The organism is Vibrio sp. 704, from assembly GCF_033339295.1.
Genome location: NZ_JAWOUH010000001.1, coordinates 122,273 through 144,196 on the forward strand (window position 1 = coordinate 122,273; position 21,924 = coordinate 144,196).

The 21,924-nt window shown below is 43.2% G+C and carries 21 protein-coding genes; 14 read left to right on the forward strand and 7 right to left on the reverse strand.

Annotation, left to right across the window (positions count from 1 at the left end; translation table 11 throughout):
• Nucleotides 1-18 precede the first annotated feature (18 nt).
• The 3 genes from R7R24_RS00560 (at nt 19) to R7R24_RS00570 (ending at nt 2,316) form a co-directional block, all read left to right on the forward strand.
• A complete protein-coding gene (locus R7R24_RS00560; RefSeq protein ID WP_054577761.1) occupies nt 19-933 on the forward strand; it encodes a LysR family transcriptional regulator in 915 nt (304 codons plus the stop codon).
• A 109-nt stretch (nt 934-1,042) separates the two neighbouring features.
• The gene (locus R7R24_RS00565) at nt 1,043-1,657 is read left to right on the forward strand and encodes a LysE family translocator (RefSeq protein ID WP_005373611.1); all 615 of its coding nucleotides are present in this window, start codon (nt 1,043-1,045) and stop codon (nt 1,655-1,657) included.
• A gap of 329 nt (nt 1,658-1,986) precedes the next feature.
• Nucleotides 1,987-2,316, forward strand: a complete 330-nt coding sequence (locus R7R24_RS00570; protein ID WP_169628906.1) for a hypothetical protein — start codon at nt 1,987-1,989, stop codon at nt 2,314-2,316.
• A gap of 125 nt (nt 2,317-2,441) precedes the next feature.
• Here the strand turns inward: R7R24_RS00570 and R7R24_RS00575 are convergent, their stop codons facing one another.
• Both R7R24_RS00575 and R7R24_RS00580 read right to left on the reverse strand, forming a co-directional pair.
• Entirely contained in the window at nt 2,442-2,663 is a 222-nt protein-coding gene (locus R7R24_RS00575; protein WP_005373607.1) for a hypothetical protein, read from the reverse strand.
• A 240-nt stretch (nt 2,664-2,903) separates the two neighbouring features.
• Nucleotides 2,904-4,337, reverse strand: a complete 1,434-nt coding sequence (locus R7R24_RS00580; RefSeq protein WP_005373606.1) for a glyceraldehyde-3-phosphate dehydrogenase — start codon at nt 4,335-4,337, stop codon at nt 2,904-2,906.
• Between the two features lie 615 nt (nt 4,338-4,952).
• Here R7R24_RS00580 and R7R24_RS00585 point away from each other — a divergent pair.
• A complete protein-coding gene (locus tag R7R24_RS00585) occupies nt 4,953-7,589 on the forward strand; it encodes an ATP-binding protein (RefSeq protein WP_213883392.1) in 2,637 nt (878 codons plus the stop codon).
• Nucleotides 7,590-7,657: 68 nt separating this feature from the next.
• On the opposite strand, the gene R7R24_RS00590 is transcribed toward R7R24_RS00585, so the two are convergent.
• Nucleotides 7,658-9,001 (reverse strand): MATE family efflux transporter, encoded by a 1,344-nt coding sequence (locus tag R7R24_RS00590; protein ID WP_025767935.1) that lies wholly within the window; start codon nt 8,999-9,001, stop codon nt 7,658-7,660.
• Between the two features lie 121 nt (nt 9,002-9,122).
• Entirely contained in the window at nt 9,123-9,437 is a 315-nt protein-coding gene (locus R7R24_RS00595) for a DUF496 family protein (RefSeq protein WP_005373603.1), read from the reverse strand.
• Nucleotides 9,438-9,678: 241 nt separating this feature from the next.
• Between R7R24_RS00595 and R7R24_RS00600 the strand changes: the two genes are divergently transcribed.
• The 8 genes from R7R24_RS00600 (at nt 9,679) to R7R24_RS00635 (ending at nt 17,920) form a co-directional block, all read left to right on the forward strand.
• Nucleotides 9,679-9,882 carry a hypothetical protein gene (locus R7R24_RS00600; RefSeq protein ID WP_031777159.1) on the forward strand — a complete coding sequence of 68 codons (204 nt, stop codon included), beginning with the start codon at nt 9,679-9,681 and terminating at the stop codon, nt 9,880-9,882.
• A gap of 165 nt (nt 9,883-10,047) precedes the next feature.
• Complete coding sequence (locus tag R7R24_RS00605; protein WP_005373594.1) at nt 10,048-10,698, forward strand: YceH family protein; 651 nt, start codon at nt 10,048-10,050, stop codon at nt 10,696-10,698.
• Complete coding sequence (locus R7R24_RS00610; RefSeq protein WP_005373593.1) at nt 10,695-11,012, forward strand: GIY-YIG nuclease family protein; 318 nt, start codon at nt 10,695-10,697, stop codon at nt 11,010-11,012. Before R7R24_RS00605 ends, R7R24_RS00610 begins: the two co-directional genes overlap by 4 nt.
• 330 nt (nt 11,013-11,342) lie before the next feature.
• Nucleotides 11,343-12,440, forward strand: a complete 1,098-nt coding sequence (locus tag R7R24_RS00615) for an autoinducer 2-binding periplasmic protein LuxP (protein ID WP_005385634.1) — start codon at nt 11,343-11,345, stop codon at nt 12,438-12,440.
• The gene (luxQ, locus tag R7R24_RS00620; RefSeq protein ID WP_017635176.1) at nt 12,440-15,016 is read left to right on the forward strand and encodes a quorum-sensing autoinducer 2 sensor kinase/phosphatase LuxQ; all 2,577 of its coding nucleotides are present in this window, start codon (nt 12,440-12,442) and stop codon (nt 15,014-15,016) included. The genes R7R24_RS00615 and luxQ overlap by 1 nt, the downstream gene beginning before the upstream one ends.
• Before the next feature lie 304 nt (nt 15,017-15,320).
• Nucleotides 15,321-15,776 carry a transcriptional regulator SlyA gene (gene slyA, locus R7R24_RS00625; RefSeq protein ID WP_005373589.1) on the forward strand — a complete coding sequence of 152 codons (456 nt, stop codon included), beginning with the start codon at nt 15,321-15,323 and terminating at the stop codon, nt 15,774-15,776.
• A gap of 35 nt (nt 15,777-15,811) precedes the next feature.
• Entirely contained in the window at nt 15,812-16,870 is a 1,059-nt protein-coding gene (locus tag R7R24_RS00630) for an HlyD family secretion protein (protein ID WP_213883394.1), read from the forward strand.
• Nucleotides 16,871-16,882: 12 nt separating this feature from the next.
• On the forward strand, nt 16,883-17,920 hold the full coding sequence (locus R7R24_RS00635; protein WP_017635179.1) for a DUF2955 domain-containing protein: 1,038 nt from the start codon (nt 16,883-16,885) through the stop codon (nt 17,918-17,920).
• Nucleotides 17,921-17,922: 2 nt separating this feature from the next.
• Here the strand turns inward: R7R24_RS00635 and R7R24_RS00640 are convergent, their stop codons facing one another.
• On the reverse strand, nt 17,923-18,585 hold the full coding sequence (locus tag R7R24_RS00640) for a flagellar brake protein (RefSeq protein ID WP_064369362.1): 663 nt from the start codon (nt 18,583-18,585) through the stop codon (nt 17,923-17,925).
• A gap of 94 nt (nt 18,586-18,679) precedes the next feature.
• Nucleotides 18,680-19,606, reverse strand: coding sequence for a DMT family transporter (locus R7R24_RS00645; RefSeq protein ID WP_053307237.1), 927 nt, complete (start codon nt 19,604-19,606; stop codon nt 18,680-18,682).
• A gap of 148 nt (nt 19,607-19,754) precedes the next feature.
• Here R7R24_RS00645 and R7R24_RS00650 point away from each other — a divergent pair, with 148 nt between their 5' ends.
• Together R7R24_RS00650 and R7R24_RS00655 are read left to right on the forward strand one after the other, a co-directional pair.
• Nucleotides 19,755-20,210 (forward strand): Lrp/AsnC family transcriptional regulator, encoded by a 456-nt coding sequence (locus tag R7R24_RS00650; protein ID WP_005373581.1) that lies wholly within the window; start codon nt 19,755-19,757, stop codon nt 20,208-20,210.
• Between the two features lie 5 nt (nt 20,211-20,215).
• Nucleotides 20,216-20,839: a class I SAM-dependent methyltransferase gene (locus tag R7R24_RS00655; RefSeq protein ID WP_213883395.1), complete on the forward strand. Its 624-nt coding sequence runs from the start codon at nt 20,216-20,218 to the stop codon at nt 20,837-20,839.
• 526 nt (nt 20,840-21,365) lie between these two features.
• Here the strand turns inward: R7R24_RS00655 and R7R24_RS00665 are convergent.
• Entirely contained in the window at nt 21,366-21,914 is a 549-nt protein-coding gene (locus R7R24_RS00665) for a hypothetical protein (protein ID WP_017635183.1), read from the reverse strand.
• Between the last annotated feature and the right edge of the window lie 10 nt (nt 21,915-21,924).

Genomic DNA, 21,924 nt, shown 5'->3' on the forward strand with positions numbered 1-21,924 from the left:
AAACCCTTCTGAGCGAATATGTTAAACAACATTAATTTGAATCTACTTAGATCCTTGCATGTACTTTTAGAGGAGTGTCATGTCAGCCGGACCGCAGACCGTTTGCACATTACGCAGTCTGCCGTCAGTCGACAGCTTGCACAATTGCGCGATCTGTGTGGTGACCCACTGCTTATTCGTCAAGGTAATCAACTGATACCAACGCCACGAGCAATAGCGTTAAAATCAAAGCTTGATGCATTACTGGCTGAGTTTGACCATTTACTCGATGACCAACCTTTTGAGCCGCGGCAGTGGCAAGGTGAGCTTGTTATTGCTTCTAGTGACTACGTGGCGCAATACGTATTGCCCGATATTGCCTCTCACTTGGGTGAACAAGCGCCACAGTTAGATATGGCGTACCGACTGTGGCAACCCAACTTTCTTGATAAACTTCATGAGACGGGCATCCATATCGCGTCTTCTATGTATCCAGAAAAACCACAGAGTGTGTCGAGCGTTAAAATTGGTGAGGATTCATCAGTTTGTTTGATGAAATCTTCTCATCCGTTAGCAAAGCAGGACCAGATCAGTATTGAAGACTTGATTTCATATTCACACATCAAAGTGACTGGCGGCGGAGACAAAGATTCCTACACTGATTTAGCATTGAAAGAGCTAGGGCACACCCGCCACGTTACCTTTAAGGTTCCATTCTTCTCTGCTGCGATCAATCGCTTAGTTGCAAGTGAGCACCTGATGGTGGCTCCTGAACATATTGCCGTTAACCTCGCTAAGCATTGGGACTTAACCCATAAAGCATTACCACTCGAAACACCTATTCATAAATATTGGTTAATGTGGCACCCCAAATACGACACGGATCCTGCGCATAAATGGGTGCGAGAAGAGATTCGCTCAGTAATGCAAATCTCTGAATATTCCATTCGCTAATACGTACACCGTTTAGCTATGACTTTAAGTCATGATTAGTATGAATAACTTTGATTTCTAATTATACCTCTTCCGTTGATAGAGTGAGCTTCAAAGAGGGGAGATTCTTATGACACTAACAGTTTGGTTATCACTTTTTACCGTGTGTTTATTAGGGGCTATGTCACCAGGTCCCAGTTTAGCTATTGTCGCTAAGCACTCGTTGGCTGGTGGACGTATCAATGGATTAGCTACGGCTTGGGCTCATGCGTTTGGCATTGGTATATATGCGTTTATTACCTTGATTGGTCTCGCTGTTGTTTTGCAGCAAAGCCCGATGCTGTTCAAGACGATTAGCCTTGTGGGTGCGGCATATCTTGCGTATTTAGGGTTTAATGCTTTGCGTTCAAAAGGTGGTGTGGCTGCGAAGTTGGAGTCAGGTGAGGAGACAACGGTAATCCAGTCTGCGCGAGAAGGCTTTTTTATCTCGATTTTAAGTCCCAAAATTGCTTTGTTTTTTATCGCATTATTCAGTCAGTTTGTCGCGCTCGGTAATGATTTGAGTAATCAGATGATCATTGTTGCCACGCCGTTTGTTGTGGATGGGCTTTGGTACACCTTTATTACCCTAGTGCTATCGAGCTCTAAAGTCGTTGACAGAATTCGCTCTAAGGCAGTGTTGATTGATCGTTTGTCAGGGGTAGTACTCATGCTGCTGGCTCTTAGAGTGGTCGTAACGGTATAGACAAGCTCGCAAGACAGAAATACTAAAAGCAGCCCGTGTGGCTGCTTTTTTGTCTACTCTCAGTAACCCTTACTCAATTTACGTAATTCTGACGCTAAATGTTGCTAAAATTATTATTATCAATAGTGTTACTTTGGTTCATATTCTCATTTGCTGTGAAAGCTACTTTCCAACGCATTGTTATAATGAGAACGATAGCCACTTAACGTTAATACTAACAGTGTCGCATATTAAGTCGAGAGTGCTTTATTGGATAAAAACGGACTTTCCTCTTACTTACCCTATGAAAGGGGTAGAGACTTCATGACCGTTTAGAAGGTGAGAGCAATATGCAAAGAATAGTAGATTTAGCTCTAGTAGTAATTTTGACCAGTGTTTGCAGCGTTGCCTGGATATTCTTTTCAACAAAGAGCATTTGGGTGTTTTTTGAACTGTTTGTATTTACGATGCTTGGCTTTGGCCTTTTGTACGGGTTACTACAAAAGGCTGATCCTAAACACTTTGACTTTGTTTTAAATCACATCGATGAAATTAAGAAGGAAGGCAAAGATGCTTGCCTAAGCGGCGCTCCGAAAGAATCCAACCCATACTCTGGTGTCGATGGTGATTTATGGGAGGCTGGTTACACAGCCTCCTACAACAAAAAGATAAAGCAATAAACCGCTAGGTGCTTATTCAATATTGTGCTTTTCAAAAAAGCACCCTGCCATTTTAAGGACAGGGTGAAAGCAAGAAGTTTCTCAGGAGCGGTCGGGGGAGAGAAACTCATCTAAATCTTATTTACTTACCGGCGAACCTCTTCAAATTCACCTTCAATCGCATCTGCTTTACCTGTATTAAACTCATACTCTTCGTGCATTTCTCTCTGCATTTTCTTGACGCGCTTTTCAATACGCTTGCCGGTAATTAATGCTGCGATGGTCAACGGAATCGCAATGATCAAGCTAAATACTAACGTAAAAAAGCCGGTAATCAGTGCTAGTGCAGTTACAATAATCCGATTCATAATCATGACCTCTCTGTAATTTATGTGCTCAGATTAATGCTGTGAACATGAACAAAACATGAATGCTGACGTTCACTTTGTCCGGAGAGTGTCAAATGAATGAAACGAAAAAACGCCTGAGGGTGATCAGGCGTATAAACGGGGAAAAATATTAGTAATGCGCATGGCGCTTATTATTTAGAACAAATATGAGATATTGTCCGCTACGCTATGTGGTTAACGTTGTGGAGCAAAGTTCACCTATCGAGGGAATGTTTGGTAACGAACACCCATCATTTGTTCCATACAGTGCACAACTTGGCAGCTGTAACCGAATTCGTTGTCGTACCAGATGTAAAGTACACAACGCTTGTCTTGTGCGATAGTCGCTTGACCATCTACGACGCCTGCATGGCGAGAGCCAACTAAGTCAGTTGATACAATTTCTGTTGAATCGGTGTAGTCAATCTGTGCCGAAAGCTCAGAGTTCAACGCCATTTCACGCAAGTAATCGTTCAGTGAATCACGGTCTACGTCTTCACCTAAGTTTAGATTAGCGACTGCCATAGAAACGTTTGGTGTCGGTACGCGAATCGCGTTGCCTGTTAGCTTGCCTGCAAGCTCTGGCAATGCTTTAGCAACTGCTTTTGCCGCACCTGTTGAAGTCAGAACCATGTTTAGTGAAGCACTACGTCCGCGACGGTCACCAGAGTGGAAGTTGTCAATCAAATTTTGGTCGTTTGTGTATGAGTGCACGGTTTCAATATGGCCAGAAAGAACACCATATTTATCGTTCAGAGCCTTAAGGACTGGCGTGATTGCATTTGTTGTACAGCTTGCCGCAGAGATGATGGTGTCATCTTCTTTAATTACCGACTCATTTACACCGAATACAACGTTTTTGATGTCACCTTTACCTGGTGCTGTTAGCAGTACTTTCTCTGCGCCTTGACACGCTAAGTGTTGGCTCAGGCCTTCAGAATCACGCCAAACACCTGTGTTATCAACAACTAGCGCGTTATTGATACCGAAAGCTGAGTAATCCACTTCGCTTGGGTTATTTGCGTAGATGATTTGGATGTAGTTGCCGTTAACGATCAGTGCTTTACGCTCTTCATCGATAACAATACTACCGTTGAACTGACCGTGAACTGAGTCACGACGCAGCAAGCTAGCACGCTTCTCCAAATCGCCTTTTTTACCGCCACGAACCACAATCGCACGTAGTCTCAGTGGGTAACCTGGACCACTTTTCTCAATGAGAAGGCGAGTAAGTAGTCGACCAATGCGACCGAACCCGTAAAGAACCACATCACGCGCTTTCAATGAAGAATCTGCGTCGCGAGCGCCATCAAGTGCAGTGATAAGGAAATCGTTTAGAGAGCTTGTATCGTCATGTTCATTCCAGTACATAGTTGCCAATTGGCCAACATCGACACGGCATGAAGAAATGCTCATTTCACAAAGCGCTTGAATAATAGGCATCGTGTGCTCAAGCGAAAGTGGGTTACCGGTATAACGTCTTGCAACGCGATGAGTTTTGAGAATGTCTATAGTAGTAGCATTAATAAGCGTTTTACCAAACAGAACCACTTCGATTCCTTTTTGACGATATAGCTTACCAATTAGAGGGGAAATAGATTCAGCAATCGTTTGGCTAGTTTGCCAGTCTTGGAGATATTTCTCTGGACTCATTGTTGTATTAGACCTTTCACGTTTTGGGGGCTAACCATACTCTCTGCTGTTGCCTCTTCGGCAGCGTGCAAGAGTGTGGTGGGTTATGTAATCGGGTTGTAATAGTTATGTGTGCGGATTCTAAGGTCGGAGTCCTTATTCTGCTAGGAAAATTAAATCCAGTGTAAAACACTACTTAAGGGGACGTTAGTGGTGGATTAATGTGACTAAAGCAGTGGTTTTCACGTATTGACATTTAGAAAGTAACTTACTTTTTTTGCGATGATAACGTTTGCTTTCAAATTAGTTTTGTTGACAAAAATGGATATTTTGCATTTTTGTGTGATTTGACTCGATAAGGCAACTCAATAGGTAAACATACAATAGATGATTTCCTGAAAAGTGATGCGACTCTTAGTTGTGAGTGAAACTTTATTGTTTGCATCCAACTTTAAGATCAAAAAATATGACTTGAATCACAATTGCCACTTCATTAGCCGATGATAAAATACTCACAATAACCATAATCTAGGTAGGTGAATGTTGTTTGAAAGTAACAATGTCGTATATGCCTTTCAATGCAAGAAACTAGTCTAATATTAAATAAACGGATGAAATCAACCATTAGGCTGATGGATGTTGAGATTATCAATAAAAACACGCTTAGCACTCCTCGCACTATTACCCGCTGTGGTAATAGTGGTGTTTGCAGTTCAGCAGTTTTCTGATAATGCGTTGCGCGTGAGCCGTCTCAATCAAACGGTTAGCAATATTCAAGGTTTCCAATTGATATCCAAGGGCTCCCACTTTATTTACTCCATAGAGAAAGTACGCCGACAGCCTGATCTTCAAGTCTCTGCAGCCATTAATATTGAAGAACAAGGTGAAGTTATTTCTTCTTTGCATCAAAAGTTTGTGAGTAACCCTAATACTGCTGAGTATGCTGATGAACTGAAAGAAGCCATGCTGGGGGTATTGTCAGGTAGATTGAGTGAGATGGACGACCTGGGTGATTGGGCATTTCAACAGCTCCAAAATATGTCGCGCTCTTTGTTGCAAAATCATCAATGGTATGGCAGTGACGATGGCATTCGCATGCAAAATTTTATTGCCTACCTTGCTCAGCTCTCTTTTTGGACACAGAAAGAAGCTTGGCTGACGAACCGTTTAGTCCAAGACCCTGAGAGTCGGCTAAGTCAAAGTATGTTTTATCAGGCGATTGACCGACAGCAGCAAAATTTGGATGCGTTTTTAAACTTAGGTGGGTCATACGAGCAAGTGGATAAATTGCTTGGCTTGTTTACTTCGCCGAGATATCAGAGAAACTTGGCGTCTCGCGGACAATTAATGTCAGGAGACATGTCACAAAGTGACTACGCCGCGTATTTAAAAGAACTCGATTTTCGTGTGCAGCGCTTACAAGTGCTCATTGATGGGTTCACCAAACAAACTGAGCAGTCGCTTCTCACGCAGGTTCATGAACAAAAGGCCAATATAGCGATGATCAGTTTTGGCGTTGCCTTAGTGGTTATCCTGCTTTGTTGGCTCGGATTTAGTACTTGGTTCCGAGTTAACAGCAAACTCGATGCGATCATTCATACTTTAAACGCGTTGATCAACTCCGAAGAGAAGCAAACAAAAGTCAAAGTTGATGGAAGTGATGAACTGACCATTTTTGCTCAGCAAGTGAATCGAGTGGTTGAAGAAATGCAGAGACAAACTGAAGAAATACTGCATGCAAAAGAGTCAGCAGTATCGGCTAATCGTGCAAAATCTGTGTTTCTTGCCAACATGTCACATGAAATCCGCACGCCCCTTAATGGGATCATGGGCATGACAGAAATACTCTCTCAAAGTGAGTTGTCTTCGCATCAACAAGAAGTTGTTGATGACATTGACTCCTCATCTCAAACGCTGCTTACTTTACTTAACGATATATTGGATCTCTCTAAAATCGAGTCTGGACGATTGGAGCTGTCACTAGTAGAAGCGGATATCCGAGAAGTCGTGTATCAGTCGATGATTTTATTCCAATCCAAAGCAACATCTAAACAGCTAAAGTTAGGTATTAATTTAGCTGAAAATATCCCCATTCGCGTGATGGTCGATGATCATCGTGTCAAACAGGTAGTTACGAATCTGGTATCGAATGCGGTTAAGTTTACCGAAAGTGGGCATGTATGCGTTGATGTTAGTTATGAGGAGTTACTTGAGAAAGAACGTGGAGTGCTGACGTTTAAAGTAGAAGATACCGGAATAGGCATTGATCAAGATAAGTTAACCACGATTTTTGAACCCTTTACTCAGGAAGATGAAGGAGTGTCGAGGCAATTTGGCGGCACAGGGTTGGGTTTGGCAATTTGTTGTCAGCTTGTGTCGATGATGGGGGGCAAGCTCGTAGCAACATCTACAAAAGGAGTGGGCACATGCTTTGAATTCTCGATTGAGGTTGAAGCAATTCCGGTGTTTGGCTGGCGTTCGGAGGTGATTAATAAAGGGCTTTTGATCTGCTCAAACTACGACTACGCCGACCAAGTATTAAAAGAGTGTCGCTTAGCGAAAATCAATCTCTTTGGTGTTAATAATGTGAATGAAGTGCAAGCGATAAATGATGACTTTGATGTCATATTTCTGTGCCACAGTAACGACGCTAATACCGATGAAATCTTGGATAATCTATCATTTAATTACGATCTTCGCCGTGTGATTATTTGCCAGCATCATTTATCCACTCCCTACGAAAATGCAGAAAAAGTACATGCCGTACTCACATTACCTTTCCTTGGCAATCGATTTAAGCATGTCATTGATGATTTAGCTAAGGTTGAAAAGACTATATCAAGTGACAATGTCACCAATAATGTTGTCAGCTCTGAATATCGAGCGTCGCGCTCTCATCGGAGGATCTTAATTGCGGAGGATAATTTGATGAACCAGAAAATAGCGAGTTTTTTTCTGGATAAAGCAGGTTATGACTATTTGATAACAAGCAACGGCCAAGAAGCGTTAGAAGCCATCACAAAGGGAGAAGAATTCGATGCAATTTTAATGGACTGCATGATGCCCGTGATGGATGGACTGACCGCGACGAAAGAAATTCGTCGTTGGGAAAAGAAAGCAGGACGTGAAAAAACGATGATTATCGCACTCACTGCGAGTGTTTTGGAAGAAGACATCCACAACTGTTTTGCGGCAGGCATGGATGCTTATTTACCTAAGCCGTATAAATCGAACCAGTTATTTGAGCTCTTTAGTGAATTAAAACTCGCCTAGCTAACATTTCAACTTAGACAAGGCGTCAAAACGATAAAGCCCCACTTCAGGGGCTTAGTTCTGATTATTCATTGTTGTGCGTTGGCTTGAGCGCCTGCGAGTTTGCGTATGGTTTGGCGATAGGTTAGGTATGCGGAAACACCAGCTAACAGGTTGCCGATACAAGCGCCTAAGAGTAAACCTCGGATTCCATCCATTTGAGCGCCAACCCACAAGCACGGTAGGAAAAAGACAAACAAGCGCAGCGCTGAAATAGTGAGCGCGGTGTAAGATTTGCCTAATGCATTACAAAGAGAAACCATTAGCATACAAACCCCTAATGAACCCAAACTGATCGGCACTATCAGTAAATGCATTTCCAAGACTTGCTCCACTTGCACATCACTTGTCATCAATAATGCGAGTGGGTTTGCGACGGCAAATGTAATGGCAGCAATCAAAAGTTGGAAACCTAGAATGAATTTTACGGCGATACTGACGAGCCTTTGGATATCTTCATAGTTCTTTGCTCCAAGTAAGCGTCCAACCATTGGAGGCATAGACATTGTCAGCGCCAAGACCGAAACGATAGCAAAGAACTCATAGCGTGAACCAAGCGCCCAAGCGGCGACTGCTGCGGTTCCAAAGCTTGCCAATAATTTTGTTGCTAGCATGGAAGACAACGGTGGCAGCAGTTGGCTAATCATCGCAGGGCCCATAATGTTACCGATAGATGCAACACTTTTGGCTACGTTAAGATCTTGCCATTGTGTCGTTGCCCAGTGATTCTTTTTCACGCGAGGAGCGACGACTAAAATACCAAACCCAAAAGCGACGATGGTTGCTATTGCCGCTCCGTTAATACCCAAGTCAAACGTGAAAATAAATAGCGGATCGAGCACAAGGTTCACGCCGCTGGTTATCATCATCATTGTGCCAGGTAACATTGTATTGCCATTAGCTCGGCAGATACTGTAATAAAAATACAAAACCGCACCAGTCCATGAGCTTAATAACCACCAAGGCCAGTAACTGTCGATTATCGGCATAACAGATTCTGGAGCGCTTAATAGAGCTAAAATGGGGTAGCGCAAAAGCCAAATTAGCCCGCCAAAAATAGCGACACCAATTGAGCCGATCATCAATACTAATCCGCCCAGTTGTTTGGCATACCGACTTTCATTCGCCCCAAGAGCTTTAGAAATGACCGCTGTCGTTGCGATCCCTAGACCGACTTGAATGCCGATAATGACCATTTGCAAAGGCAGAGTGAAACCTTGAGCGGCTAACGGTAAAACGCCGAGCTGACCGATAAACGCGCTATCCACAAGCTGAAAGCTCATTAAAGACAGAACGCCAAAAAGCATTGGCCAGGTCATCGTAAATAATTGTTTTGCAAGCGTTGGTTGTGTACTTGTCGTAGTTGAAGACATAGAAAGCTGAATGCGTTAGGAATAAGAGTTAGATTGATTGTACACGGCGGTTAGTTTAGAGACAAAAATAAACCCCGAGGAAGATATTCTTGCTCGGGGTTCGAAAATCTAGCTTACGCGTTTATTTTTTGCCGCTAGTTTGCTTGTCTTCTTCAGTCAGCTCACGAATGCGACGGCTGATGTCACGACGTGCTTTAGAGATCTCAGCGCTTTTAATGATGTGGTCATCTACACGATCTTCATAGTCTGCTTTCATATTTTTGATGATTGCGACGATTTCATCGTGAGTCATTTCTGGTTTGATGTAGTCTAGAAGGTTTTCTAGAAGATCAACACGTTTGCGGTTATCACGAACTTTCTTCTCGTTATCAAGAAGCTCACGTTTTAGTTTGTTTTTACGACGAGCTTGGTTAACGATTTCAAATACGCTACTCATAGTTCTCTTTCCTAATTTTATGAATATCTTCCTCGATTAAAGCACAACATCCAGTGGCATAACAGTCTTTAGATCAATAGCAATGCAGAGTTGAACATTTCTCAACCAATTGCGCTGTGTACATATAATCGTGCTGCTTTCTTCGAGTTTTGGCCAACATCGTAGAATCCATCGATTCATTGTCATAACGTGGCCTTCACTATATTATCAACACCATTGAATGCAAAATGATGAACTTGATATGGACTCTGGTAACACTGCGGAGCAAGTAAATAGTCAAGATAATGAGCAAGTCACTCGCTCTGTGGCTGAAAAGTTAAAAACGGCGTATATCAACGCCCGTGAGCAACTCGAAATCATCGAAGTTGAGCTTAATCGTTCAAAAATAATGATGGTCGACCAAGATGGCAATTTGACGAGAGTGCCGATTCTCTCGGAGCATTGATACCTGACCCTATTCGTAAGGGGTGTCAGGTCTTACGCTATGCTTTAGCCTGACACCAACACCTGAACCGCTAACGCTTCTTGCACTGCTGTGTGAATTTATGGCGTATGATTTCGAAGCGATTTAGGTACAAAGTCAAATGCAAAAATAATAAGGAAATGCATTATGAAAGTTGAGCTAACGGCAATTGAAGCACGAGTTATTGGTTGCTTGATCGAAAAAGAAGTCACTACCCCAGATCTTTACCCCCTCAGCCTGAACGCATTAACCAACGCGTGTAATCAAAAAAGCAACCGTGATCCCGTGATGTCACTCTCTGAGTCAGACGTACTCGATGCCGTTGATGCTCTTATTGAGCGCAGGCTCGTCAGTGACGAAAGTGCGTTCAACAGCCGCGTCAGCAAGTATCAACACCGTTTCTGTAATACGGAGTTTGGTGATTTAAAGCTGACAGAGCAGGAGAAGGGCATTGTATGCTGTATGCTTTTGCGCGGTGCTCAAACACCTGGGGAAATTCGTACTCGTACTAATCGTCTCGCGACATTTCATGATGTAAAAGAAGTGGAAACGGTCCTTGAGCATTTAGCAAGTGAAGAGAAAGGACCATTAGTGGTCAAATTACCACGTGAGGCTGGTAAGCGGGAGTCGCGTTATATGCATTTGTTCTGTGGTGATGTTGATGCGTCCGAACTTGCAGCGCCTGTGTCTGCTGCAAGCTCAAGCTCCGATCGAGTAAGTCAGCTAGAGCTCGAAGTCGCTCAGCTGAAAGAAGAGCTGGATGAATTAAAAGCTAAGGTTGAGTCACTGCTTTCATGATGGAAAATACAACGCAGCGTTGGAGTGTCTATCTGATACGAAATAACCGCAACGCGTTGTATTGTGGTGTTACCAATGATGTTGAACGAAGATTCAATCAGCACCAAACCGGAAAAGGAGCGAAAGCTTTGAAGGGAAAAGGCCCTTTGGTATTGGAATGGTCATCGGATTTTGACTCAAAGACGCTTGCCATGCGAGCAGAGTACTATATTAAGCAACTAACTAAAGCGAAAAAAGAGCTGCTCGTTATGTCAAAAGCAAATATTGTCGTCGACGAACATCAACAAATGATGTTAGAGATAGTGGCACTCTGATAAGCCCTTGCTACGCAAAGATACACGGAAACCGCCTATGTCACATTGGCGGTTTCTTTTTGTTTTTGGAGTACCATGTAGGAATAAACTGACGCATAATGGGCTGGTGTTCTGTTTAAAGGTCCTGAATATGAAAAGCGCGAAATGTCTCTACGTTATCGAGACAAAGGAAGCGACTCAATGTACTTTATTTGCATCCACTCAGACCAAGAACCAATTTACTATTGAAACAGGCACTAAGAGGAAGGTAGATTACAAGAGTATAAGATGACTCGGCTAGGTAATGAATAGAGCTGAATTAGGCTCATAAAAAAGCTAAAAGAGCAGTAGATGAAAAAAGCGTTAGTATTCTCCCTGATTTCAATGGCCGCTTTTGCGCCGAATGTGCAGGCCACCCAAGTTCTTAATGGGTATTGGGCATATCAAGAGTTTTTAGACCAGTTTCCACAACAGAAGCAGTTAACTAGTGCGTTGGCTGAAGTGGTAAGAGAAACCCCTGTACCCGTAGCAAAAGACAAAAAGCGTCCACTGAAAATTTCTGTTGTTTATCCAGGGCAGCAGATCTCTGATTATTGGATTCGAAACATCGATGCGTTTGAAAAACGCCTAGATAAGCTTGATATCGACTATCAACTAAATCAAGTGTTTACTCGTCCTAATGCAGATATAAAGCAGCAAAGTTTGTCTTTAATGGAGGCGCTGAAAAGCAACTCCGATTACTTGATCTTTACTCTAGATACCACAAGACATCGTAAGTTTGTTGAGCATGTCTTAGATTCAAAGAAAACCAAGTTAATTTTACAAAATATCACCACACCTGTTAGGGATTGGGAACATCATCAGCCGTTTCTTTATGTTGGTTTCGACCACGCAGAAGGAAGTCGTGAATTGGCCGTTGAGTTTGGCAAGCGTTTCCCTAAACATAGCCACTATAGTGTTCTCTACTTCTCAGAGGGCTACATTAGTGACATCAGAGGCAACACTTTTATCAACCAAGTGAACCGCGATAATCAATTTGAACTACAATCTGCTTACTACACCAAAGCAACAAAGCAATCTGGGTATGAAGCTGCAAAAGCCAGTTTGGAGAAGTATCCGGACGTTGACTTCATTTACGCGTGTTCTACCGATGTAGCATTAGGTGCTGTTGACGCTCTTAAAGAGTTAGGTCGTGATGATGTCATGATCAATGGTTGGGGCGGCGGTTCAGCAGAGTTAGAGGCGCTTTCTAAAGGGGAGTTAGACGTTACCGTTATGCGTATGAACGATGATACAGGTATTGCAATGGCTGAGGCCATTAAGTGGGATTTAGAAGGAAAGCCAGTTCCCACTGTTTACTCTGGTGATTTTGAAGTCGTTACCAAATCGGACTCTCCAGAAAGAATTGAAGCATTAAGAAAACGTGCATTTAGATACTCAGATAATTGATGACAACTACATCAAAAACAAGAAAGCGTCGCTCACTGTCGACGCTTATTACCAAAATAATTATTCTCGTACTTGCTCCGATCATTCTAGGCATCTTTGTTCAGAGTTATTACTTCTCGAAGCAGATTATTTGGCAGGAAGTCGACCGAACCAAGCAGCAGACCTCTGCCCTGATCCTGAACATTTTTGATAGCCATTTTGCAGCGATTCAGATTCATCACAACAGCAATTCGAAAAGTGATGTTGTATTGGATTTTTATACAGAACGTGATGAAGAGGCACTCAATTACTTTTTCATGAGTATTGACCAGAGTGATCCTTCCCATACACCGGAGTTTCGTTTCCTAACCGATCATCAAGGTATTATTTGGGACGATGGCAACGCGCATTTCTATGGCATCAACAACCTGATACTTAGCCGACTTGCCAGTCAAGTGACCTTTAGCAACAACTGGTATTATCTACCCTCACAGACCCCGATGGGAACTCGTCATCTTTTACTTCGTCGTGTACCCGTTTTACAACCTAAAACCGGTGAAGTGATGGGGTACTCTTACAATGTTGTTGTTTTAGATAATAACTTTGGGTTGATGGAAAGGTTAAAAAATGAAGGCAACGTCGACAATGTTGTGTTGGTCGCTAACAACACACCATTGGCAAGCTCATTAGTAGGAGATGAGGCTTATCAAATATTTGACGTACTCAAACGACGAGAGTCCCAGCACAAGCTTGACCAATTATTGATCATCAAAACCCCTATTGAGGTAAATGCCGCCGAGACTGACTTGTGCTTGCTTACTGTGCAAGACAATCAGAGCGTGGTGACATTGCAAATCCAACACCTGCTAGCAATGCTAGCCTCAGTTATCGGTATGGTCATGATTGCGCTAATGACTAAAGAATGGATCGAGAATCGAGTAGTTGAAGAGTTAGGATCCCTGATGGCATATACCCGCTCGGCTCGTGAAGAAAAAGGATTTGAGCGTTTTGAGGGGTCAGATATTGAGGAATTCGATCATATTGGTTCGACACTAGAAAACACTTTTGAAGAGCTTGAAGCACAAAAGCGCTCTTTCCGCGACCTGTTTAACTTTGCGTTATCACCTATTATGGTGTGGTCTGAATCGGGTGTACTTGTCCAAATCAATCCGGCAGCACGCAAAGAGTTAGTCATGGAAAACGATGTTGAAACCATGCACCCAGTGTTCAAAGGTTTCAAAGAAAAGTTGATGCCACACCTTCGCATGGCGGCTCAGGGAGCTACGTTGACAGGCGTTAATGTGCCAATTGGAGACAAAGTATATCGCTGGAACTTATCGCCGATTCGAGTTGATGGAGATATTAGCGGTATTATTGTTCAAGGTCAGGATATAACCACGCTTATTGAGGCGGAAAAACAGAGTAACTTGGCGCGCAAAGAAGCAGAAAAATCTGCTCAAGCCCGTGCCGACTTTCTGGCTAAAATGAGCCATGAGATCCGAACGCCAATCAATGGAATTTTAGGGGTTGCTCAATTGCTAAAAGACTCTGTGGAAACAGAAGAGCAGAATAACCAAATTGACGTACTTCGGCATAGTGGTGAGCACTTACTTGCTGTTTTGAATGATATTTTGGACTTTTCGAAGATTGAGCAGGGTAAGTTTAATATCCAAAAGCACCCGTTTTCTTTCACTGATACAATTCGAACGTTAGAAAACATTTATCGTCCTATTTGTGAAAGTAAAGGCGTCAACCTTGTCATTGAAAACAAAATAGATCCCAATGTTGAAATTTTTACTGACCAAGTTCGTCTGAACCAAATTTTATTCAACCTAGTCAGTAACTCAGTAAAGTTTACGCCCTCGGGTAGCGTGCGCTTGCATGCTGAACTTGAGCAGTTCTATGGCGCTGACAATAGCGTGCTGGTCGTGGAAATTACGGATACAGGTATCGGCATCGAGTCTGACAAACTCGACCAAATGTTCGAACCTTTTGTTCAAGAAGAAGCAACAACGACTCGAGAATACGGTGGCAGTGGCTTAGGGCTGACCATTGTGAAGAGCCTTGTCGACATGCTGGAAGGTGATGTTCAAGTCCGCAGTCAGAAAGGCTTAGGAACGACTTTTGTCATTACAATGCCAGTGAAAGATCGTGAGCGAGTACTCACCCCTCTTGATTCGAGTTTGCGAGTTAAGCCAGGTGAACTATTTGCAGAGAGTCTCAAAGTGTTGTTGGTAGAGGATAACCATACTAACGCATTCATTCTAAAAGCGTTTTGTAACAAGTACAAAATGCAGGTTGATTGGGCGAAAGATGGGTTAGAAGCAATGGAATTCTTAAAAGATCATACTTACGATTTGATACTGATGGACAACCAACTTCCGCATCTTGGTGGAATTGAAACGACCAAAGAGATCCGACAAAAGCTAAAACTAGGCACGCCAATTTATGCGTGTACTGCTGACACCGCGAAAGAAACCAGTGACGCCTTTATGGAATCGGGTGCGAATTACGTGCTTCTCAAGCCGATTAAAGAAAATGCGCTCCATGAAGCATTTGTGGATTTTAAGCAGCGGTTCTTAGTCGAGCGAACATGAATAATTGGCTCACTACGGGATAACCCAATTACTCATTATCTGAAAAGCACAACACCATGACTGTGGGTTGTGCTTTTTTGTATCTGCCCCTTTTACTCTTATACAAATCAGACTTTTCAGACTTTATTGGTCTCGACGTTTGTTGTGTACATCGCTGCATTTCAAATTCAAACATAGTGTTGTGTTACTTAGATTTCTGCCCCTTCACTGACACACCCAGCGTGATTTCAATCACAAAAAGATATTTACTTAGCGTGCTAACTATTTTATATTGCTTAGCACGCTAAGTAATTGAGTAGATCTTATGATTCAAGACATCAACAGTTTGCGAGACCTTTCTCTGGCTGAAAAATTATCTCGTGTTGCTCGTTTGTGGAAAATGGTTGCAGATCGCGAGTTAGAGCCTTTAAACCTGACGTATCCGCGTTGGACTGCGTTATGGAAGCTTTATCGAATGGGTGACAACATCAGTCAGAAGCATTTGGCTGAAGCGCTTGAGATCGAGTTAGCGTCGTTGATGCGAACATTAAAATTATTAGAAGAGCAATCTCTGATCACTCGCCATTGCTGTGAACACGATAAGCGAGCACGTATTGTTAGCCTCACAGAAGAGGGGAAAACCCTACTAAAGCAAATGGAGGCTCGGATTCTTCAAGTTCGAAGCAAGCTCCTAACGGACATCAACGACCAGGAACTTCAGCAGCTTTCATTGATTCTTGATCAGATTGCTCACAATGCGCTTGATTCACTTAGCGAATAAGTCAGAAAACCGAATAAAAAGAGAAGTAAACGCCTATGACTCCAGATCAAAAATTCGCACGTTGGATCAAATATTCTTGCGTCGCGTTTGTCCTTGTCTTTGCCTATTTTCTAGTTGCAGATCTCGCTATGCCGTTGACGCCTCAGGCAATGGCAACGCGTGTGGTAACTAAAGTGGCCCCCCGTGTGAGTGGGCAGATTACGCATCTTTATGTTGCCAACAACCAAGAAATAAGCCAAGGCGATCTACTATTTCAGATTGATCCCCAGCCTTATCAGCTCGCCGTAGAAAAGGCTCAACTTAACCTTGAGCGTGTGATTCAAAACAACGAACAACTTGATGCTTCTATTGCGGCGTCAAAAGCAGACGTTGAAGCGAGCAAAATCGTGGCGGAACAAAAAGTTCGCGAAGCAAAACGTCTTAATACCCTGTTTCACCGTAATGGTACTTCGCAACAGCAGCGTGATGACGCACAGAGTAGTGCAACGGCAGCTAAAGCGAACTTACTGGCCGCACGTGCTCGTTTAAAAGAGTTGGAAGTAAACCGCGGTGATTTAGGCGCGACGAATGTGAATATCCGCGTGGCGCAAAACCAGCTAAAACAAGCGGAACTTAATCTGTCTTACACTCAAGTCTCGGCGGAACATGATGGCGTTGTCGCTAACTTGCAGCTGGAGACGGGGGCCTATGCGGCAGCTGGTACACCTCTTGTCGCTTTAGTCTCCGATGACGTGGATATCATTGCCGACTTTCGTGAAAAGAGTTTACGACACTTTAATCAGAACAGCCGTGCGTTAGTGGCTTTTGATAGCTTACCTGGTGATGTATTTGAAGCTCGTATTACGAGTGTGGATGCTGGGGTCAGCTCGGGTCAGTTCGATGCGGATGGTCGCTTAGCAACACCAACTGACTCAAACCGTTGGGTGAGAGACGCGCAGCGCTTACGTTTACATTTAGCTATCGATGAGCCTCAGCAGCGTGCATTTCCAGCAGGGGCTCGAGCAACCGTGCAGTTGCTGCCAGAAAACGCATTATCTGGCTGGTTAGCGAGATGCCAGATCCAATTCTTGAGTCTTCTTCATTATATTTATTAACGAGGAGGCGATATGAAGTTATGGGACCACCCCATGTCGGAAAACGACTTCCGTCAGTGTTTGCGCATTGCAACTGGTGCGACTATTGGTTTCACTTTATGTAAAGTATTTGGTTGGAACTATGGCGTATTCTTTACTGTAACCCCGATGTTGTTACTTGGAATGGTGCCAGTCATGAGTCTACATGCCGCACGACAACTGATTTTTTCAGCGGTTGTGTGTGGATTAGAAGTTGGTGTGCTTGGTGGGTTATTTGGTGGGCACCCAGGCATGATGACAATCATTGCATTCGGGTTGTTCCTATATAAATTCGCCTGTATGTCAAAAGGGAGCTTATTCTTATTTGGAGCGAACAGCGTACTGAGCTTAAGCATCATGCTGCATTTTGCGAGTTATCCAACCACTGACTTAAATGACCTAATATTTAGCAATCTGCAAGCGAATGTTATTTCAGTGATCGTTGCTTATGTGGTGACATTTTTGATTCCCGATGCGGAACCTCGTCAGCCACCAGCGAAACCGTCGCAGCCTAAACAGAGTCATCGCATGCGTCATGAAGCCCTTATGGGGGCGAGTATCGCTACAATGTCTTTCCTTGTATTCCAGCTATTTGACCTCAGTGACTCTATGTCTGCTCAGGCGACAACCTTGCTTTTATTGTTTCCTATGCATTGGAACGGTGCTTTAGGGTATGCGCGAAAAAGAGCAATGGGGACCTTGATGGGGGTGACCTTTGGTATCGTCGGACAACTTGTATTATACGATTGGTCGGATACCTTATTGTTTATCGTCCCATTGCTTTGGATTGGGGCTATGATGTTCAGCTATATGCACGTGAAAGAGTCTAGCGGTTCGGGAGCCGGATTTGGCGGCTTAACCACATTAGGCATTTTGTTCGGCCAATATCTTACTCCGGATGGTGACTTAATGTTCAGTGCGCTGTATCGCGTGAGCAGTATTTTGTTTGCTATTGTTGCGACGCTGCTTGTGACCTATACGGTTCACAGAATACTCAACAGCTTTGAGGCGACGCGCTTTAGCGAGCAGTAAGTTCAGACGTTACTGGTTAGAAAGGATTGCTCCAGTAACTCTGTTTTTAGTTCGTGAGTCATCGCAATGGGACTGGCAAACTTAATTCCAACTACCCATCCCTTCACCAATTTCTTAATGTTGGCAATGACACATCGATTTTCTTCTCCGATATAGTGGCTTAACGGGCATTCGATGGTAACACTCTCACCCACGTTGAATTCGGGCTCAATCAAGGTTGATATACCAACACCTGCTAGAGAAAAATCGATAAGGCTACCGTCGTAGACATTCCCTGCATGAATAACGTTACAGTCCATTTGCAACTTGTAACGCTCATGTTCCCGAACTGGTTTGGTTGCAAATGTTCCTGGAATGCGGATAAACAAAAGGGGGGATGGTCGAACGGTCGTCGTCAGCACGCTGGACTTAAACGCAATGACATGGCCTAACTCCGTATCTGATACTCCACGCACGATGACATCGGCGTTGGGGAGTTTCCTCATCACTTGCTCTTCAAGCAAACGCATTGGTATATCAAGAATCAAATAAGCATTTTCTTTCATCCCAAGATAGGTGGTGGAATACGTATATTGATCCTTAGGCCCAAATTCGAAATTAGTAGAAAGTTTCATTCCCGGTTTGAGAAACCTATGCAGTTCATCTTTAGTATGAGTGGCTGGCATCACATTGGCGTTTTAATTTTTAGTTAAGCTGAGGCTATCAAAACGCCATTTTGTTATTCAAGATAGTAAGGCATAAGTTTTTGTAAAATCATCGCTATCTGTGAAGTGGTGGGCGATAAGTTTGGTTCATTCCACCTTTCATAAAGATTTGGCTTGCCACAATACTGCCGCATGTGACCAACATCAGCGCTAACCAAGTGAGAGAATCTGGTTGTTCACCAAAAATTGGAACGGCAAGAAGTGTCGCGACGACTGGAGTTAATGAACCAAAAGCAGCGCTGGCTTCGGCACCGATGATCCTAATTGCATAAATGAAAGTGAAAGAAGCGATTAAACCTGCGCCAACACCTTGTAGCATCGCGTGGCCAAATAACTCCTCCCATGGCCACTGGCTGAACGGTGTTACCACCAAATAACTGTCTACCCACCCGAAACCAACGGCGATGATGAGCAGAGCCAAAGACGCGATTGCAACGAATCCTGCACAGACGTGTGCATTAAGATTGGCGACACGAGCGCTGATGGTGAAAGCAGCCCACATGATGCTGCCAGTTAGAAACAGGATATGCCCTTGTAATTGAGACCAGTTGTACTCTGCGCCGCTATTAGAAAGAAGGAATACGAAAATCCCTAACAACACCGTAGAAAGCCCGATTAAGCGGTGAGCACTCAGCGACTGTTGATAACAAAGTACCGCGATAGCAGAAACAAACAATGGCAAAGTGCCAGGTACTAATGCACTGCCGTGCGCCACGGGAGCGAAATGCATAGCCGTTCCGACGACCAGAAGATAGGGAAGGCCGCTTCCAACCACAACACCAACCAGGTAGCGTTTAGGCACTACGCGCAGCGACTGTTTATGCTTAATCACAAATGGTAATAAAATTATACTTGGGATGAGAAAGCGAACTAACGCGATATCGGCTGGCTGCAAGGCAGAAATTGCGCCCCCTTTTAAAGAAATAAAGAAACCAGACCAAAGCAGTAAGGTCGTTAATATAGCTGCGTATCCCAAGATCATTATCGACATGTCCATTTGTAAATGATGTGTTAATTGTTGAATAAAACTCTTGCCAAAGGGAGGCAAAGTTTGACGTAATTAGGCTTGATGTTGGTGATAAATTGCGTATAAGTGTTAATTGTTGGTGATTAAAGGCATGGAAGAATAAATGGATAAAATTGACAGGCAACTTATCAACCTAATGCAGAAGGATGCCACTCTGACAACGGCAGAACTTGCTGACCAAGTAGGGCTATCGGCATCACCTTGTGCAAGACGCATTAAGCGTTTGGAGCAGGAAGGTGTAATAAGTGGTTATCGAGCTATTGTGTCCAGAGACACTGTAGGCATCGCGATGACTGTATTTGTTGAAGTGAGTTTAAATAACCACCAAGCTTCTTCGATTGATGAGTTTGAACATGCCGTTGTTGAGATGGATGAAGTGATCTCATGCCATGTCGTATCAGGGGCCTATGATTACCTGTTAGAGGTGGTCAGTAAAGATCTCGCTGGTTATGAAACATTTACTAGAAAGTTACAGCGATTAGAAAATGTGAAAGATATTCATACCCACCTGGCGATTAGACAAGTGAAAGGAAATGGCAGTTTGCCGATTTATGCATAAGAAAGATGAAATTTTTCGATAGACTTAAGATTGCCCACTATCATCGAAAGCGATATAGACAGTTTGGTAAAGACAGAGCCCGAACTCTGGGATGGGCAGATAAGTATAGTCAGATCAGCCGTTTTGAGGCGTTGTGCCGAGGGTTAACGTTAGACGGTTCAAGGATTTTAGATATTGGGTGCGGCTACGGAGACTTGTTAGCGTTTATCGAACTTACGGGGGGGCTTCCTCAAAGCTATATTGGCATTGATCAGCAAAAACAGTTTATCTCTGAAGCCAGAAAACGAGATTTTCGCACGCAAAGTAAGTTTATATGTGGCGATTTTTCAACGTTGGTATTGCCTCGTTGCGATTTTGTTTTTGCTTCCGGATCATTGAACTATCAATCCACCAACCCAAATCATACCATTGAAATGATTGATAAAATGTACCGAGCGACAGAGAAAGGTTGTGTGTTTAACTTGTTGGATGAATCCAAACTACCCAGCATGAAAATGTTAGCGTCGCACAATAAAGAAGGTGTCTTTCGCTATTGTCGGTTGCTGTGTCCGAATACACGATTGATTGAGGGATACTCCGAGCACGACTTTACGATTGCCATGATCAAAAAAGCGGAGTCCGTTTCCTGACTCCGCTTAATAAATTCTTAAGCCTTATTGGTTTTTGTATTGTGAGATTTCACAGTTACCTGTGTATCTATCAACCTTGAATGAGAACGCGGCTGAATGGTATTCCCTCCCATCACTCCATATTGTTTCTCCGAAGATTTTACACAGATCCAAATCACTGATTGAACCGAACTCTTTTACGTGCCTAACTACTGACAAAAACTTGGCTTTGGTAGCATTAGGACATTCCCTGTTACTTAATCGATTGATAACCATGTTTGTAGCATCATCTCCAGCCAAATGTGACTTTTTATTAAATTTTATTAATGGCTAAACTAACCAAAAAATGTCCATAAGTAAAGCATTAATGTGACGTATGTCTCTATAAATTGATTGTCTTGGTCATGGTTTAGTCAAGTTTGTCAAAGGGAACAATCCCATTATTTACATTTGATATCATTCACGACTAAGGAAAGATAAAAAGCACGAATAACGTCCAATATTGGAGTGAAAAACCAACATCGTCTATTCAAAACTGGCTCTGTTTTTACTTCGAAACATCTTGAGCGTATTGAAGCGCTCGGGCTTCTTTATCATAGACTTGTGACAGAGTTTGATATTGTGAAGAGAGGCGCTTGTAATCTTCAGCAAGTTCCAAAGCGTTGGTGTTATACCATTCCGCAGTTATTTGATTGGCTGTTTTGTTTGACTCGCGGCACTTCTGGGCCAGTATCTCCCACCCATTTGCTGACCATTGGGATTGTGTGCTCAATTTAAGCAGCTGATTCGCTTTAGTTGTGAGCTCTTCTTTGTATTGAATCGATGCTTTTAATTGCGCTTTGAACACATTTTGGTTCGACTTGGCACGCCAAAGTAGCACGAGCTCATGCAGTGAAAAGGTTTCGGACAATAACTGACGCTGTTTATGTTCGGTCAAAAGTGTATTGAATACCTCAACATGCTGATTGTAATTGGACTCTAAACGATTGAATTGGGTAAGATTGTCATTCCACGACGATGGGTTACATTGAATATTGGCGTGCCCCGTTATCGGGAACAGAAGAAATAGTAGTATCCAATTGAGTCTGTTGATCATTATTGCTCGC

Bases quoted from the DNA above. Each gene is read 5' to 3' on its own strand.
- R7R24_RS00560 (WP_054577761.1), top strand. From the start codon at position 19: ATGTTAAACAACATTAATTTGAATCTACTTAGATCCTTGCATGTACTT.
- R7R24_RS00565 (WP_005373611.1), top strand. From the start codon at position 1,043: ATGACACTAACAGTTTGGTTATCACTTTTTACCGTGTGTTTATTAGGG.
- R7R24_RS00570 (WP_169628906.1), top strand. From the start codon at position 1,987: ATGCAAAGAATAGTAGATTTAGCTCTAGTAGTAATTTTGACCAGTGTT.
- R7R24_RS00575 (WP_005373607.1), bottom strand. From the start codon at position 2,663: ATGAATCGGATTATTGTAACTGCACTAGCACTGATTACCGGCTTTTTT.
- R7R24_RS00580 (WP_005373606.1), bottom strand. From the start codon at position 4,337: ATGAGTCCAGAGAAATATCTCCAAGACTGGCAAACTAGCCAAACGATT.
- R7R24_RS00585 (WP_213883392.1), top strand. From the start codon at position 4,953: ATGTTGAGATTATCAATAAAAACACGCTTAGCACTCCTCGCACTATTA.
- R7R24_RS00590 (WP_025767935.1), bottom strand. From the start codon at position 9,001: ATGTCTTCAACTACGACAAGTACACAACCAACGCTTGCAAAACAATTA.
- R7R24_RS00595 (WP_005373603.1), bottom strand. From the start codon at position 9,437: ATGAGTAGCGTATTTGAAATCGTTAACCAAGCTCGTCGTAAAAACAAA.
- R7R24_RS00600 (WP_031777159.1), top strand. From the start codon at position 9,679: ATGGACTCTGGTAACACTGCGGAGCAAGTAAATAGTCAAGATAATGAG.
- R7R24_RS00605 (WP_005373594.1), top strand. From the start codon at position 10,048: ATGAAAGTTGAGCTAACGGCAATTGAAGCACGAGTTATTGGTTGCTTG.
- R7R24_RS00610 (WP_005373593.1), top strand. From the start codon at position 10,695: ATGATGGAAAATACAACGCAGCGTTGGAGTGTCTATCTGATACGAAAT.
- R7R24_RS00615 (WP_005385634.1), top strand. From the start codon at position 11,343: ATGAAAAAAGCGTTAGTATTCTCCCTGATTTCAATGGCCGCTTTTGCG.
- luxQ (WP_017635176.1), top strand. From the start codon at position 12,440: ATGACAACTACATCAAAAACAAGAAAGCGTCGCTCACTGTCGACGCTT.
- slyA (WP_005373589.1), top strand. From the start codon at position 15,321: ATGATTCAAGACATCAACAGTTTGCGAGACCTTTCTCTGGCTGAAAAA.
- R7R24_RS00630 (WP_213883394.1), top strand. From the start codon at position 15,812: ATGACTCCAGATCAAAAATTCGCACGTTGGATCAAATATTCTTGCGTC.
- R7R24_RS00635 (WP_017635179.1), top strand. From the start codon at position 16,883: ATGAAGTTATGGGACCACCCCATGTCGGAAAACGACTTCCGTCAGTGT.
- R7R24_RS00640 (WP_064369362.1), bottom strand. From the start codon at position 18,585: ATGCCAGCCACTCATACTAAAGATGAACTGCATAGGTTTCTCAAACCG.
- R7R24_RS00645 (WP_053307237.1), bottom strand. From the start codon at position 19,606: ATGATCTTGGGATACGCAGCTATATTAACGACCTTACTGCTTTGGTCT.
- R7R24_RS00650 (WP_005373581.1), top strand. From the start codon at position 19,755: ATGGATAAAATTGACAGGCAACTTATCAACCTAATGCAGAAGGATGCC.
- R7R24_RS00655 (WP_213883395.1), top strand. From the start codon at position 20,216: ATGAAATTTTTCGATAGACTTAAGATTGCCCACTATCATCGAAAGCGA.
- R7R24_RS00665 (WP_017635183.1), bottom strand. From the start codon at position 21,914: ATGATCAACAGACTCAATTGGATACTACTATTTCTTCTGTTCCCGATA.